At 65.7% G+C, this 15,367-nt stretch carries 13 protein-coding genes; 8 read left to right on the top strand and 5 right to left on the bottom strand.

Annotated elements, in window-relative coordinates:
• The first annotated feature begins 446 nt into the window (after positions 1–446).
• Genes AC1DIO_RS08540 through nagA form a run of 4 tightly spaced genes read left to right on the top strand, consistent with a single transcriptional unit; the run spans position 447 to position 4,343 of the window.
• Positions 447–1,373, top strand: coding sequence for an N-acetylmuramic acid 6-phosphate etherase (locus AC1DIO_RS08540; RefSeq protein ID WP_441507257.1), 927 nt, complete (start codon positions 447–449; stop codon positions 1,371–1,373).
• A complete protein-coding gene (locus AC1DIO_RS08545) occupies positions 1,370–2,203 on the top strand; it encodes a GntR family transcriptional regulator (protein WP_441507256.1) in 834 nt (277 codons plus the stop codon). The genes AC1DIO_RS08540 and AC1DIO_RS08545 overlap by 4 nt, the downstream gene beginning before the upstream one ends.
• 26 nt (positions 2,204–2,229) lie before the next feature.
• Positions 2,230–3,231, top strand: a complete 1,002-nt coding sequence (locus tag AC1DIO_RS08550) for an SIS domain-containing protein (RefSeq protein WP_441507255.1) — start codon at positions 2,230–2,232, stop codon at positions 3,229–3,231.
• Positions 3,231–4,343 (top strand): N-acetylglucosamine-6-phosphate deacetylase, encoded by a 1,113-nt coding sequence (gene nagA / locus AC1DIO_RS08555; protein WP_441507254.1) that lies wholly within the window; start codon positions 3,231–3,233, stop codon positions 4,341–4,343. Before AC1DIO_RS08550 ends, nagA begins: the two co-directional genes overlap by 1 nt.
• A gap of 110 nt (positions 4,344–4,453) precedes the next feature.
• Here nagA and AC1DIO_RS08560 read toward each other — a convergent pair whose 3' ends face one another.
• From AC1DIO_RS08560 to AC1DIO_RS08575, 4 genes are read right to left on the bottom strand one after another with little or no spacing between them, the layout of a single operon-like run.
• Complete coding sequence (locus AC1DIO_RS08560) at positions 4,454–5,572, bottom strand: ABC transporter permease (protein ID WP_441507253.1); 1,119 nt, start codon at positions 5,570–5,572, stop codon at positions 4,454–4,456.
• Between the two features lie 8 nt (positions 5,573–5,580).
• Positions 5,581–6,726 (bottom strand): ABC transporter permease, encoded by a 1,146-nt coding sequence (locus AC1DIO_RS08565; protein WP_441490181.1) that lies wholly within the window; start codon positions 6,724–6,726, stop codon positions 5,581–5,583.
• Positions 6,723–8,495, bottom strand: a complete 1,773-nt coding sequence (locus AC1DIO_RS08570) for an ATP-binding cassette domain-containing protein (protein WP_476853325.1) — start codon at positions 8,493–8,495, stop codon at positions 6,723–6,725. Before AC1DIO_RS08570 ends, AC1DIO_RS08565 begins: the two co-directional genes overlap by 4 nt.
• Positions 8,492–9,526 carry an HlyD family secretion protein gene (locus tag AC1DIO_RS08575; protein ID WP_441490179.1) on the bottom strand — a complete coding sequence of 345 codons (1,035 nt, stop codon included), beginning with the start codon at positions 9,524–9,526 and terminating at the stop codon, positions 8,492–8,494. Before AC1DIO_RS08575 ends, AC1DIO_RS08570 begins: the two co-directional genes overlap by 4 nt.
• A 90-nt stretch (positions 9,527–9,616) precedes the next feature.
• Here AC1DIO_RS08575 and AC1DIO_RS08580 point away from each other — a divergent pair, with 90 nt between their 5' ends.
• Positions 9,617–10,312, top strand: coding sequence for a CerR family C-terminal domain-containing protein (locus AC1DIO_RS08580; protein WP_441490178.1), 696 nt, complete (start codon positions 9,617–9,619; stop codon positions 10,310–10,312).
• A gap of 238 nt (positions 10,313–10,550) precedes the next feature.
• Positions 10,551–11,990, top strand: a complete 1,440-nt coding sequence (locus tag AC1DIO_RS08585) for an FAD-binding oxidoreductase (RefSeq protein WP_476853326.1) — start codon at positions 10,551–10,553, stop codon at positions 11,988–11,990.
• 153 nt (positions 11,991–12,143) lie between these two features.
• On the opposite strand, the gene AC1DIO_RS08590 is transcribed toward AC1DIO_RS08585, so the two are convergent.
• The gene (locus tag AC1DIO_RS08590; RefSeq protein WP_441490176.1) at positions 12,144–13,079 is read right to left on the bottom strand and encodes a LysR family transcriptional regulator; all 936 of its coding nucleotides are present in this window, start codon (positions 13,077–13,079) and stop codon (positions 12,144–12,146) included.
• A 131-nt stretch (positions 13,080–13,210) separates the two neighbouring features.
• On the opposite strand from AC1DIO_RS08590, the gene AC1DIO_RS08595 reads away from it, so the two are divergent.
• Complete coding sequence (locus AC1DIO_RS08595; RefSeq protein ID WP_441490175.1) at positions 13,211–14,044, top strand: alpha/beta hydrolase fold domain-containing protein; 834 nt, start codon at positions 13,211–13,213, stop codon at positions 14,042–14,044.
• 53 nt (positions 14,045–14,097) lie between these two features.
• Positions 14,098–15,324: an efflux RND transporter periplasmic adaptor subunit gene (locus tag AC1DIO_RS08600; protein ID WP_476853327.1), complete on the top strand. Its 1,227-nt coding sequence runs from the start codon at positions 14,098–14,100 to the stop codon at positions 15,322–15,324.
• Positions 15,325–15,367: the final 43 nt, after the last annotated feature.

Raw genomic sequence — 15,367 nt, forward strand, 5'->3', positions numbered from 1 at the left:
TCTCAGGGCGAGGCCGCGTAGCCAGCCAGGCTGGACGGTGTCGGCCAATGTGGATCGCCACGCGACCGCGCGATCAGAGCGGCCGAACGATGATCTGCGCCAAAATCCAGTTGACTGAGACGGCCCCGTTACCGAAGTCCTGAGCCTAGTCTTCGCGTCGGCGGCGCGCTTCGGGCAGCCAGCGCCGGGCCCCGCATCGCAGCATCCGCAATCCGACCTTTGGCGGCGCAGCCCAATGATGAATTGGCCCGCCGCGGCGCGATCGGCTGGCTTGCCTTGCCGTGAAGCGAGAATCGGGTCGGCGTGGTTGGTCCGACAACCGAGCAAAACGAGGGACGCTGGTCGAGGCCGCATGCCTTCCAGACGAAACAACTCTTCCCTGTCGGTTCCTCGCTTGCTACTGGGCTAAAGTGGACTTATTTTGGTCTGGTCACGAGGGGCTATCCATGGCGACTGAAGACGTCAGCGCGCGCTTTCGAGAACTTGATGCCTGGGGCGACCTCGACATCCTCAAGGCGCTTTACGAAGGCCAGCTTGCAGCGGTCGCCACCATCGCGTCGTCCTTGCCGGCGATTGCGGAAGCCGTTGCCGCGGCCGTGCCGCGCCTCGAGGCCGGTGGCCGCCTGATCTATGCAGGTGCCGGCACCTCGGGCCGCATCGGCGTGCAGGACGGCGCGGAACTGACCCCGACCTTCGACTGGCCGGAAGAGCGGTTGGCCTTCGCCATCGCTGGCGGCGACGAGGCGATCCTCCACGCCGTCGAGAATGCCGAGGATTCGGTTGATGACGGCGCGGGCGCGATGCGCCGCACCGATGTCGGGCCGAACGACGTCGTGATCGGTCTCGCTGCCAGCGGCCGCACGCCTTACACGCTCGCCGCCATCGGGGAAGCCAAGGCGCGTGGCGCCCTGACCATCGGCGTCGCCAATAACCGCGGCTCGGCACTGCTGCGCACGGCGGATCTCGGCATCCTCACCGAAACCGGGGAAGAGGTCGTTGCCGGCTCCACCCGGATGAAGGCCGGAACCGCCCAGAAGATCGTGCTCAACCTGTTCTCGACGCTGCTGATGATTCGTCTCGGCCGGGTCTATCGCGGCCTGATGGTCCATATGCGCGCGACCAATGCCAAGCTCCGGCTGCGGGCGGCGCAGATGGTCGAGATGATCACCGGATGCGGCATGGAGGCCGCCGCCCGCCATCTCGACCGCGCCGGCGGCGATGTGAAGCGCGCCGTGCTGCTTGCAAGCGGCGCCGAGGCTGCCTTGGCCGAGAGCTTGCTCGCTCGCCATCATGGCAATCTGCGCCTGGCCCTGTTCGATCTCGGCGTCGGGACGAACGGCCCGGCCAAGGCGCCTCCAAGGGCGGCCCGGTGAGCGAAACCTCACCCGGGCGCGGTCCGCGGCGTCCGCGCGAGGGCGCGTCCGACGCTGCCCCCGAAGCGATGCCGGCCAAGCAGCAGGCGATCCTTCAGGCGCTCGCCGGAGACGACCCGACGCCACGTTATCTCAGGCTCGCCGGCGCTCTGTCCCGGCTGATCGAGACCGAGGTCTTCCTTCCCGGCGATGCCGTTCCCTCCGAGCGCGACCTCGCCCAGCTGACCGGCTATGCCCGGGTCACCGTGCGCAATGCCATCGACGAGCTCATTCGCAGCGGCGCGTTGTCGCGACGGCATGGCTCGGGCACCTTCGTCGCCTCGCGTATGGAGCAGCCGCTCTCGGTCCTGGCGAGTTTCTCGACCGATATCGAGAACCGCGGCGGCCGGCCGGGCTCGATCTGGCTGTCGAAGGAGCTGGCGCGGCCGAAGCCGCAGGAATCGATGGCGCTGGGTCTCGGACCGAGCGACGCTGTCGTCCGGTTGATCCGGGTCAGAACGGCGGATGGAGAGCCGCTGGCGATCGAATGCGCCGTCGTGCCCGCCACCATCCTGCCGTCGCCGGATCTGATCGAAACCTCGCTCTACGCCGCGCTCGCGCAGAGGGGGGCAGCACCTGCCCATGGCGTGCAGCGCATCCATGCCGGCCTCGCGACGGCGGATGAGGCAAAGCATCTCGGCATTCCGGCAGGCAGCGCGCTGCTCAGGATCGAGCGCCGTGCGTTTCTCGGCAATGGCAAGCCGGTCGAGTTCACGCTCTCCGCCTATCGCGGCGATCGCTATGATTTTGTCGCGACCTTGAAGGGCGAAGCGATGGGGCCGCAATCGTGACACTGCAGGATCGAAACCCCTCCCGCATGTCAGCCGAGATCGCTGAAATCCCCGAGGCCGCGACGCGGCTTCTGCAGGAGGGGCAAGGCGAGATTGCGCGCGTCGCCGATGCGCTGCAGATGTCGCGCGTCAGCCATGTCGTCGTCAGCGGCCGGGGCAGTTCCGGCCATGCAGGCACGCATCTGCGCTATCTCATCGAGACCCGCCTGGGCTTGAGCTCTGCGGCGGCGGCCCCTTCGGTGGTGACGCGCTATGGCGCAAGCCCGCGTCTCAGGGAGGCGCTCTATATCCTGATCTCGCAGTCTGGCCGCAGCCCCGATCTGGTGGCGGCGGCCGAGCAGGCGACAGAGGCCGGGGCGCAAACGGTCGCCATCGTCAATGATCCCGATTCCCCTGCCGCTCGGGCCTGCCGCCATGTCATCCCGATCGCGGCAGGTCCCGAGCTCGCCGTGGCCGCAACAAAGACCGTTGTGAACACGATGCTGGCCGGCATGCTGCTGGTCGCGCGTCTGAGCAGGGACGCTGCGCTCGCGACATCTGCGCAATCGGCTCCCGAACGTCTTGCCCAGGCGCTCACCCTCGACTGGTCGGCCTGGGCGCGCCGGCTGTCCGATGCACCGGCGGGTTTCGTCATCGGGCGCGGTCTGACGCTGGGACCAGCGCGCGAGGCCGCGCTCAAGGCGGCCGAGGTCCTGGGCGTGCCCGTGCTGGCGTTCAGCTCGGCGGAAGTCCTGCACGGACCCAAGGCCGCGATCCGGAGCGAGCATCCGATCCTCGGCCTCAATGCCGGTGGTGAGGTTTCGGAGAGCATCGAGGAGGCCCTGGCGACGCTTCGTCACGAGGGGGCGTCGATCTTCTCGGGAAGCGGACTGCGGCCGACACTCCCGGGACTGGCAGCGGGCGACCCGGCGCTCGACGCGATCGCGCTGCTGGTGCCCGTCTATCGCGCGCTGGAAGCCGAGGCGGTGCGGCTTGGCCGCGATGTCGACCGTCCACCGGGGTTGGTCAAGGTCACGGAGACGCTGTGATGGCAGCGCGGCGGCAGGGCTGGCGTGCGCGGCGCCTGTTCGATGGCGAGCGGATCTGGCCGGATCGCCTCGTCATCGCCGAGGATGGGATCGTCACCGAGATGCTGCCGTCAAGCGCGCAGCCGCACTGCGTGATCGAGGAACTGCCGGATGACGGCGTGCTCGCGCCGGGCTTCATCGATGTTCAGGTCAATGGCGGTGGCGGCGTCATGCTGAACGATACACTGAGCTGCGACGGCATAGCTGCGATCAGCGCTGCCCATGCCCGCTTCGGCACGCGGTTCCTGCTGCCGACCCTCATCAGCGCCAGCAGGGCAGATATCGCGAAGGCCATCGCAGCCGCACGCGAAGCGATTGCGCGCGCTGTGCCGGGCGTTCTCGGCATTCACATCGAGGGCCCCTTCATCAATCCCGAACGTCGTGGCGCGCATCTGGTCGCCAATCTCCTGCGGCCCGAGCCGGAGGATGTCGATCTGTTGACGTCGCTCGGCGCCGCTGGCGTGACACTGGTGACGCTCGCGCCCGAATGCGTGCCTTCCGGCTTCATCCGCGCGCTGGTCGCGCGTGGCGTCAAGGTCTGCGCGGGCCATTCCAACGCGAGCGCGGCTGAGATGGCGGCGGCCCATGCCGAGGGCCTGAGCGGTGCCACCCATTTGTTCAACGCCATGTCGCAGCTCGGCTCGCGCGAGCCGGGCGTGGTCGGTTCCGTGATGTCGGGCATGGGGTTGACCGCGGGCATCATCGCGGACGGGCACCATGTCGCCTGGCCGTCCTTTCAGGCTGCGTTTCGCGCGATCGGGCCGGACAGGATGATGCTTGTCACCGACGCGATGGCGACGATCGGCGCCGACGGGGATGCCTTCGAACTCTTCGGCGAGACGATTCATGTCAGCGGCGGCCGGCTCGTCAATGCCGAGGGCCGCCTCGCAGGCGCTCATCTCGACATGAATGCCGCGATTCTCAATGCCTATCGGCACGGCGGCGCGACGCTTGAGCAGGCCTTGGCGATGGCGAGCGCAACGCCTGCGGCCTATCTCGGCCTATCCACCAGCCATGGCCGGATCGCGCCGGGGCGGCGGGCGGAATTCTCCGTGCTGCGCACCGGCGGCTAGTTCCGCAGAGCGGATATCGTATCCTGCCGGAGGGCTTGGCCTTCTGTGATCGCGTCGGCTTCCCCGACGATCGCAATCCGCTCTTCGGGCCGATGGTTGGCGCCATCGGCTCAGGTGAGCCTGTTCCTGAACATCCAGGCGGCGAAGGGCAGGGTCACGGCGGCAATGGCGACGAGCGCCAGCATCTCCGGCAAGAGCTGCCTGATTCCGGCACCCTCCAGATAGATTTGATGCGTGATGCTGATGGCGTAGCGCAGCGGGTTGATCAGGGTGAAGTACTGCAGGATCTCGGGCATGTTGCCGATCGGCGCCGTCAGGCCCGAGAGCAGCATGAACGGCATCAGCAGCACGAATGAGCCGATCATTGCCTGCTGCATATTGCCCGCGATGGACGAGATGAAGAGGCCGATCCCGACCGATGCCGAGAGGAACAGGAAGAGGCCGAGATAGAGCATCGCAAAACTGCCGGAGAACGGGATCTGGAACCAGAGTTGCGCCACCAGCAGAATCAGCGTCGACTGGGTGAGCCCGATCAGCATGGCGGGGACTGCCTTGCCGACCATGATCTCCGAGGGCCGGAACGGCGTCACCAGCAACTGATCGAATGTGCCTTCCTCGCGCTCTCGCGCCACCGACATCGCAGTCAGCATCATCGTCATCATCATGGTGATGGTGCCGATCAGGGCCGGAACCATGTACCAGCGCGTTTCGAGGGTGGGGTTGTACCAGGCCCGTGTGGTCATGCGAACGGGTGGGCCGGGCTGGCCGTGCGAACTCTGCCAGTCGGCTCCAAAGCCGGTGACGATCTGGCTGACATAGGTTTGGGCGGTACCCGCGGTGTTTGAGTTGCGCCCGTCGGCGATGACTTGCACGGCGGGCGCGGTCCCCGCCTGCAGACCGCGCTCGAAATCGTAGGGAATGGTGATCACCAGCAAGGCGCGCTGGTCGTTGATGATGTCGGCGATCTGGCGCTCGACGTCGAGCGTGGCGACCCGCGTGAAGGTGCCGGAACCGTCCAGGCGCGCGATCAGTGCGCGCGAGACGGCGCTTCGATCGTGGTCGAGCAGTGCATAGGACACGTTGTTGAGGTCATAGGTCGCGGCATAGCCGAAGATCAGGCACTGCAGGACCGGTGGGGCGATCAGGGAGATGCGGCTCTTCGGATCCTTCAGGATCGCGAGCAGTTCCTTGCGGATTAGGGCGAGGATGCGCAGCAGCGTGTCGAGCATGGCCCACCTCACACGATGGTCTTGCGCGTCGCGCGTATCGCAAGCGCGATCAGCACTGCGGCCATGACGGCCAGCACCGCAGCATTCGGCAGGATTACCGGCCAGATGTCCCCGGCGAGGAACAGGGTCTGCAGAACGCTGACGAAATAGCGCGCCGGGAAGATATGCGTGATCACCTGGATCGCGACCGGCATGCTGCGGATGTCGAACATGAAGCCGGACAGCATCATCGCCGGGAGAAAGGTGGCGATGATCGTGATCTGGCTCGCGACGAACTGGCTCTTGGTCAGTGAGGAGATCAACAGGCCGATGCCGAGCGCGACAATCAGATAGAGCATCGACACGGCAACGAGCAGCCCGAGCGAGCCTCTGATCGGCACGCCGAAGAGCAGCTTGGCACCAAGGATCGAGAGGGCGAGCCCGATCATGCCGAGGATGAAATAGGGCACGGTCTTGCCAAGCAGGATCTCGCCGGGACGCACGGGCGTGACGAACAGCGCCTCGAAGGTTCCGCGCTCCCATTCCCGCGCAACGACAAGCGCGGTCAGCAGCGCACCGATCAGCGTCATCACCAGCACGATCAGGCCGGGAACCAGGAAGTAGCTGCTGTTATTGGCATCGTTGAACCAGAGCCGGCTCTCGATCGAGACTGGCGGACCGGCGATGATGCGGCCCATCGCGGCCTCGCGCGCCATCCAGGTTGCAACGGCACCCTGAGCATAGCCGAGCGAGATGCGGGCGGTATTGGCGTCGGTGCCATGGACCAGCACCTGGATCTCGGCCGTGCCCTGCTCCATCCGGCGCGCGAAATCGGGCGGTATGCGGACAATGGCGTGGACGCGCTTGTCGAGCATCATCCGCTCGGCCTCGGCCATGGTCTTGACCTGCACCGCGTTGAAATAGTCGGAGAGTTCGAAACTCGACGCCGCGCCGCGCGCCTCGGCCGAGATGTCCTCCATGACGATCGCGACCGGGACGTTCTTGACGTCGAAGGAAAGCCCGTAGCCGAAGAGCACGAGCAGCAGCATCGGCATGATCACGCCGATCGCGATGCTGCTCGGGTCGCGCACGACCTGCCAGCCCTCCTTCCGGATCAGCGCCGCGATGCGGCGCAGCCTTGCCATTCCGCCGGTCTGTGAGGTCACGGCGGTCATGCTGCGGGCCTCTGCTCGGCACGCCCGTCACGCGACGTCTCGACGATGGCGATGAAGGCATCTTCCATCGTCGGTTGGCGTCCGTCCTGGGCCGTGGCATGGGCCCTGATCTCGGCCGGCGTGCCTTCTGCCAGGCTGCGTCCGGCATCGAGGATGATGATCCGGTCGCAATATTCTGCTTCCTCCATGAAATGCGTGGTCACGATCACGGTGACGCCCTGCTCGGAGAGCGCCGTGATCCGGCCCCAGAATTCGCGCCGCGCGATCGGATCGGCGCCGCTCGTCGCCTCATCGAGGAAGAGGATGTCCGGCTCGTGCAGCAGGGCGGTGCCCATCGCGAGGCGCTGCTTGAAGCCGCCCGGCAATTGCCCGCTCGGCAGCCGGGAGAAGGCATCGAGCTCGAATTGCTGCTTCGCCCAGGTGATCCGGTCCGCCTTGCGCCTCCCACGCAGCCCATAGGCACTGGCGAAGAAATCGAGATTCTCGTCGACGCTCAACTGGCCGTAGAGCGAGAATTTCTGGGCGACGTAGCCGAGCCTGCGCCGCGCCTCGGCACGAGATGTCCGCAAATCCGCGCCAGCGACACGCAGCGCGCCGTGCGAGGCTGGCAGCAGCCCGCAGAGCATCCGGAACGTGGTGCTCTTGCCGGCGCCGTTGGGGCCGAGAAGCCCGTAGATCTCGCCGCTCCGAACCTCGAAGCTGACATGATCGACAGCGGTGAAATCGCCGAAGGTGCGGACGAGGTCACGCACCTCGACCGCCATGGCGCCGGAACCCGGGGAGGTGGGCTGGTCGAGCGTCATGGCACTGCTGCGTGTGCGCTCGGCGACGGCAGCAAACAGCACCATGAACCCGTCCTCGAAACGTGGCGGCACGCGGCGATGCCGAAGCGTGCCGTCGCCGAGGGGCAGGGCGCCCGTTTCGCTCGGAGCTGCGAGCACGACGCGGACTTGCCCGGCTTCGGGCACGGCATCGATGACGCCGTCCTGCTGAAACAAGCGTGCCTGCAGCGAACGTGCCGGCATTCCCTTGGGCGTCTCGATGATGAAGGTGCGGCCTTCAGCTTTCGCCGTGATCTCGCTCGGCGTGCCCTGCGACAGCACCTTTCCGGCATGCATGACGACTGCATGGTMGCAGAGCTCGGCCTCGTCGAGATAGGAGGTGCTGACGATGACGGTGAGCCCATCCTCGCGCACCAGCTTGAGCACGATCGCCCAGAGCTCGCGCCGCGACAGTGGGTCGACGCCGACGGTCGGCTCGTCCAGCAGCAGTAGTTCGGGAGCACGGACGAGGGTGCAGGCGAGCCCCAGTTTCTGCTTCATGCCGCCGGACAGCTTCCCGGCCAGCCGCTCGCGAAAACGCCCGAGCTGGGTCATCTCGAAGAGGCGAGGGTAGATGTGCTCGCGTTGGTCGGCACCGACGCCGTGCAGATCGGCATAGAGATCGAGGTTCTCCTGGACGCTCAGATCCTCATAGAGCCCGAATTTCTGCGGCATGTAGCCGATGCGGTCCTGTACGGCCTGGGGATCGTCAGCGACGACAATGCCGAGAACGTCGAGCATACCCTCATCGGGTTTCATCAACCCGGCGATCAGCCGTAGCAATGTGGTCTTGCCGGCACCGTCGGGGCCGACGAGGGCGGTCAGCGTGCCTTCCCTGGCTTCGAAGGAGACATCGTCGAGTGCCTTGACGGTTTCGCCGGTGGCCCGGCGGAACGTCTTGTGGAGGGTCCGCGCCGTGACGGGTGAAACGGGCGCGGCGGGGGTCATGGCTTGGTCTTCCCGGTCTCGGGTACAGCAGCGCTGTTTGCGACCGCAGCCTCGGCTCCCGGCAACATCTTGATGGTGGCTGGCATGCCGAGGCGCAGCCTGTCCTGCGGGTCCTCGACGAAGACACGCATCTCGTAGACGAGGCTCGTGCGCAGATCCTCGGTCTGCACCGTTTTCGGGGTGAACTCGGCGACGGGTGAGATGAAGCCGATCCAGCCTTCGAGCGGCTGGTTCGGAAAGCTGTCCGTGGTGACCTGCATCCGCATGCCAGAGCGGACCTGTCCGAGCTTCGGCTCAGCCACATAGGTCCGCACCCATTTCGTGCCGGTCATGGCCAGTGAAAGCACCGGGCGGCTGGGCGAGGCCATCTCGCCGGGTTCCATCAGCCGCGAGCGAACCACGCCGTCGAAGGGAGCAAGCAGCTGCGCATCGACCAATTGGCGCCGGGCGAGCGCAAGCTGCGCCTGGTTGCCGCGGAGCTGTGCCTCTGCCTGCGCGATGTCCTCCGAGCGCGGGCCGGCGAGAGAAAGGTCGAGGGCGCTCTTTGCGACATCGAGCTTTGCCTTGGAGGTCTCGGCAAGAGCCTTGGCGGCATCGAGGTCCTGCTGGCTGACGGCATTCGCGGACAGGGCGCGCCGCCGCTCATATTGCGCGGCGGCGTTGACCGAATCCGCCCTGGCCGATTCCAGGTTGGCGCGGGCCTGGGCGATCTCCTCGGGGCGAGAGCCGTTGCGCAATCGATCGAGTGCGGCCTTCTGGGCCCCGACAATCGCTTCCATCTGGTCGATCTGCGGTTGCAGGCGGCTCGTATCCAGCTTCGCAAGGACCTGGCCGCTGCGAACGACATTGCCCTCCTCGACAAGGATCGCGGCGATGCGTTCGCTGCCGTTGAAGGCCAGCGAGGCCTGCCTGAGATCGACATTGCCGTAGAGGACCAACTCGGATGTCGCGGCGGGGCGGTGGCTAAACCACCAGGCGCCTGCGGCCCCCAAGAGGGCGATGACAGCCAGTATGCGCGGTGCCTTGCTCATGCCTTCAAGGATAGGCGCGTGGTGCAATATGTCAAATCTGAATTTAAATTCTATCTTTCAAATATTCTTGATCGGCGTTAAGCTCGGGTCATGAAACGAGCGATTCCTCAAAAACGACCCGGTCGCCGCGAGGACGGTGCGGCCACCAAGGCGCAGATTCTCGATGCGGCCGGAGAGGTCTTTGCGGAAAAGGGCTTTGATCGCGCCACCGGCAAGGAGATCGCCGAGCGGGCGGGCAGCAATTCTGCTGCCGTGAATTACTATTATGGCGGCATCGACGGGCTCTATGCCGAGGTGTTGGTCGAGGCGCATCGCCGCCTGCTGACCTATGATCGGCTGCTCAAGCTGGCAGAAGCCCCAGGGACTCCGGAGGACAAGCTTCGCACCCTCATTGGTCTCGTGGTCCGCACGATCATGGGGCCCGCCTCCTCGAGCTGGTCCTTGCGGGTCCTGAGCCGTGAGGTGCTGGCTCCAACACCCGCTTTCGCAGTGCTGCGGGATCGCGAGATTCTCCCGAAGAAGCGCATCGTCACCGGGATCGTCGGCGAAATCCTGGGAGTGCCGCATGATCACCCCGTCGTTGCCCGGTGCTGTCTCACTGTCATCGCCCCCTTCGTGGTGATGCTCGTCGGCAACCGCCAGGTCCTCGCGCAGGTCTTTCCCGACCTGGCGTCGGACCGGGGCGCTGTCGACGAGATGGTCGCCCATTTCCAGCGCTTCGCTTTCGGCGGCATCGCTGCCGTGGCAGCGGAACTCGATGCGCGGGAGGAAGCTCGTTCCGCCTGAGGTGATGTGCTGCCGATCAGGCTTGCATCCATCMGACCTCCAACCGTCGGATCCCGCGCCATTGCCTGTGGTMATCGCTAGACACCATCGTCGCATGACTGCCCGCTCCAAAGCTCCATCCGCTGAAGCGTGGAAATCCGAGCTTCTGTGATCTGCGTCATTGAGTGCGGCCCGGCGCAGGCGCAGAATTCTTGTGGCGGGGGGCTGAGAGTTCATGACCCATTCGGGAGGAACGATCATGCAAGCCCAGAGCCTCACGACACTGGCGGCCGGAACGAAATCCATCAGCGCCTCAGCCATCGAGGCGCTCGCCGCGCAGCTTCACGGAAGCGTGCTCGACGAGACTGATGCCGCATATGACGATGCACGCGCGATCTGGAATGGGATGGTCGATCGCAGACCTGGCCTKATCATACGCTGTGCGGTGGCTGCCGATGTCGTCAGCGCTGTGCGATTTGCGCGTGACAACGGACTATTGCTCTCTGTGCGTGGCGGCGGACACGGCATTGCCGGAAATGCCGTCTGCGATGGCGGCCTGATGATCGACCTGTCACCGATGAAATCGGTCCGAGTCGACGAAGCATCGCAGCGCGCCTGGGTCGAGCCGGGCGCTACCCTGGCCGATGTCGACAGGGAAACCCAGGAATTCGGATTGGCGGTGCCGACGGGCATCAATTCGACCACGGGCATTGCCGGCCTGACGCTGGGCGGCGGCTTCGGCTGGATCACGCGGAAGTTCGGGCTTACCCTGGACAACCTGCTGTCGGTCKAGGTGGTGACGGCTGACGGCGAGCTCAGGCGCGCTAGCCAGTCGGAAAATCCGGACCTGTTCTGGGCCCTGCGCGGCGGCGGCGGAAATTTCGGGGTGGCCACCGCGTTCGAATTTCGGCTTCACAAGCTTGGCCCCCAGGTTTTGGCTGGCCTTGTCGTGCATCCCTTCGATGATGCCGAGGCCGTCCTGAAGGAATATCGTCAGGCGCTCGAAGTGGCGCCCGACGAGTTGACCTGTTGGGTCGTGATGCGGCAGGCGCCGCCCCTGCCGTTCCTGCCGGCCGAGTGGCATGGCAAGGAAGTGCTGGTGCTCGCGATGTGCTATTGCGGCGACATCGCCGAAGGCGAAAAGGCAACCGCCAGGCTGCGTTCCATCGGAAAACCGATCGTCGACGTGGTGGGGCCGGCGCCTTTCGCGACGTGGCAACAGGCTTTCGATCCTCTGCTCACAGCCGGTGCCCGCAACTACTGGAAGAGCCACGACTTCACCGAGCTCTCGGACGCGGCGATCAGGATCCTGATTGGCGCGGTGCGTCGCCTCCCGGGGCCGGAATGCGAGATCTTCATCGGCCATGTCGGTGGGGCGGCCGGCCGCGTTGCGGCGGATGCGACCGCCTTTCCGCAGCGCAGCTCCCATTTCGTCATGAATGTTCATGCGCGCTGGCGCGAACAGGGCATGGATCAGGCCTGCATCGCCTGGGCGCGCGCGCTCTTTGATGCCGCAAGGCCGTATTCAGCTGGAACGGCCTATATCAACTTCATGCCGGCAGACGAGATGGACCGCGTCCAGGCGGCTTACGGAGGCAGTTACCATCGCCTTGCCGAGCTGAAGCGGCGCTACGACCCGATGAACCTGTTTCGCATGAACCAGAATGTGAAGCCGACGGCGAGTTCGCAGGCCGCCTGAGCCCAGCTGCCTGAGCAGTTAGGACGAGGTTGGATGGCTGGCCCAGGCCGCAGGGATCGACGCGTATTGTGTCCCTGCGGGCTGGTGCGTCTCCATGGCTTAATGAGACTCTCCGCCGGCGCCGGGCCGGCTCTCCAAAGCGTGCCTTAGGTCCTAGGCGCAATGCGGCAAGCTGGAGCGCCGCTGGATCAGGTCGTCCTTGGCGAAGAGCTCGGCCAGCCAGTCGACGAAGACACGCACCTTGTTGCTGAGATGACGGTTCGGTGGGTAGACGATGTGCAGCGGCTTGGGGGTCGAGCACCAATTCGTCAGCAGCGGTACGAGCCGGCCGGCGGCGATATCCTCCTGCACCATGAAGGTTGGTGCCTGAACGATGCCGAGCCCCGCCAGCGCGGCAGCGACGTAACCAGCACCTTCGTTCAGCGATACGACGAAACGTCCCCTGATCTCGTGGCTTTCCTTACCGTCGGCATAGGTGAAGGGGGCTGTGCGACTGGTCCCGGCATAGCGGTAGCCGACGATGAAATGATCGCCCTCGAGGTCGGTCGGATGCTGGGGCTCGCCATGGCGCTGGACATAGGAGGGGGAGGCGCAGGTCACGAGATACATCTCGCCGATGCGCCGGGCGATCAGGCTCTGGTCCGTGAGCTCGCCGGCCCGGACGGCGCAATCGAGATTTTCCGCCAGCAGATCGGCAGGTCGGTCACTGAGGCCGAGGTCGAGCTGGATGTCGGGATAGCGCGCATGGAATTCAGGCAGGTTCGGGATGATGACGCGCATGGCCAGCGGCGCGCTGACGTCGACGCGCAGGCGCCCGCTCGGCCTGGCCTGTGACGAGGCCATGCTGCCGTCGAGCTCGTCGATTTCGTTCAGGACCCTGAGCGCGCGCTCGTAATAGGCCGCCCCGTCCATCGTCACCGTCACGCGCCGTGTGGTGCGGTTGAGGAGTTTGGCGTGGAGATGCGACTCAAGCTGCTGGATCTGCTTGGTCACCGTCGGCTTGGGGATGTCGAGCAGATCGGCAGCACGGGTGAAGGTGCCGGCTTCGACGACGCGGACAAAGGCGCGCATGGCGCTGAGCTGGTCCATGGCTTTTTCTAACAGGTCGCTTCTTCGATTGTTTCCATATGGAAATAATKAATGAGCTTTACGGGTATTTATTGCCGAAACACGATGGTCTAAATCAGGTTGCATTGCAACAGAAGCCGCCGGGACACGCCATGTCCGCTCAAACCGCMACCCTCGATCGCCCCATCTCCGTCACATGGCGGGACGAGGTGATCGCTGCCAAGCCAGTCTCGCTGGCAGCGCGTGTGTTCATCCCGGCAGAGCTCAACCGCAACACAGCGCTCGTCATGCACCTGCATGGCGGCACCTTCAACGAGGGCTCGCTGGCAAGCGGAGAGGCGGTCGCGACGATCCTGGCTCGCGCCGGTGCCGCTGTCGTTTCGGTCGATTATCCGCTCGCGCCAATGCACCGTTTCCCCGATGTGCTGGAGGCCGTATTTGGTGGCTTGCTGGCGCTCTACAAGGCGCGCAGCCGCTGGGTCGCGAAAAGCGCCCCGTTCTACGTCGCTGGCGAAGAAGCCGGCGGCAACCTGGCCGCGGCTCTCGCCATGATGGCGCGGGACCGGCAGGGACCGCCGCTCGCCGGGCAGATCCTGCTCTCGCCGATGCTGGATTCCTGCCTTGGGACCTATTCGCTGCGCGAGGCCGATGCCGGTCCGGTGGGATGTCGCTGGGCCGATGGCTGGCACGACTATCTGGGTTCGCCTGACAAGGCGGCTCATCCCTATGCCGCGCCGCTCAACGCCTCCCGGCTTGCCGGGCTGGCTCCTGCCCTGCTGATCACGGCGGAGGATGATCCGCTGCGTGACGAATGCGCGAGCTATGCCTGTCGGCTGCAGGAAGCGGGTGTCGCGGTCAGTCGCTACGTGCAGACTGCGCCAACCAATTGGCCCGGTGCCTATGCCGAGGCTCCCAAGGAAGGTTCCTGCCTCTGCCTGGCATGTGACCATGTAACCGAGTTCTTCAAATCCACCGCGCCGTCCTGATCGGGGCCAACGCGACCAACTCGATCCTCTCTTCTCTCGCAAGGAATGAACCCATGATTCAGGGAACGATCCGTCATGGCCTGCTGGGCGGAAGCCTGGCCGCCACCATCTCTCTCGCCGCCGTCCTGCTTGTGATGAACGGCTCCGACAAGGCCCAGAGCGATACCGCTCCGGCGGCCGCGCAGGCGACCCCGGTTTCGGTCGCGCTCGTCGAGCAGCGTGAGCTGACCAACTGGGCCGAGTTCTCCGGCCGCCTGGAGGCGATCGAACGCGTCGATGTGCGCTCGCGCGTCGCCGGCGTCGTCGAGGCCGTGCACTTCAAGCAGGGCAACCTCGTCAAGCAGGGCGACCTGCTGATCAGCATCGACCAGGCGCCCTATCTCGCCGAGTTCGAACGCGCCCAGGCCCAGGTCCTGGCTGCCGAAGCCCGGGTGGCGCTTGCCGCCAACGAGCATGAGCGCGGTCAGAAGCTGATGACGACGCAGAACGTGTCGCAGCGCGATCTCGACGCCCGTCTGAATGCTCTTCGTGAAGCGCAGGCCAATCACCGCGCGGCCCAGTCGGCCCTGCAGACAGCGCGGCTGAACCTCGACTACACCCAGATCAGGGCGCCGATCAGTGGCCGGATCGGGCGGCTCGAGGTCACTGTCGGCAATCTCGTCGCAGCCGGGGCGGGGGCTTCGCTGATGACGACACTGGTCTCGGTCGATCCGATCTATGCCAGCTTCAATGCCGACGAGAACACGGTGCTGAGGGCTCTCGGCTCGCTGCCGGCCTCGGATGGTCCGCGTGCGCTGGAGCGCATCCCGGTTCAGATGGGCACGGCGACGCAGGACGGCACTCCGATCAACGGCAGGCTGCAATTCGTCGACAACAGTGTCGATGTCGGCAGCGGCACCGTTCGGGTGCGGGCGATCTTCGACAATCCCGATGGCACGCTGATGCCGGGCCAGTTCGTGCGCCTGCGCATGGGCCAGGCCCGGACCGAGCCTGCGCTGGTGATCAATGAGCGCGCGATCGGCACCGACCAGAACAAGAAGTTCGTCTTCGTCGTCGGCGAGGACCTCAAGGCGAGCTGGCGTGAAGTGACGCTTGGCTCGGCCAATGAGGGGCTGCGCATCGTCACCGCCGGGCTCAAGCCGGGCGAAAAAATCGTCGTCAACGGCCTGCAGCGCATTCGTCCGGGCGCAGCTGTCGCTCCCGAGCAGGTGCCGATGGCCGAGAAGTCAGAGCTGCGCCGGGTGGCCGGTGCAGGACCCACGGAAATCGCCCAGCGCTGAGCTGGGACGCCTATCAGAACTCGGGTGCTGACGACGTCGCGTG

This window comes from Allobosea sp. 05T439 (genome assembly GCF_056396005.1).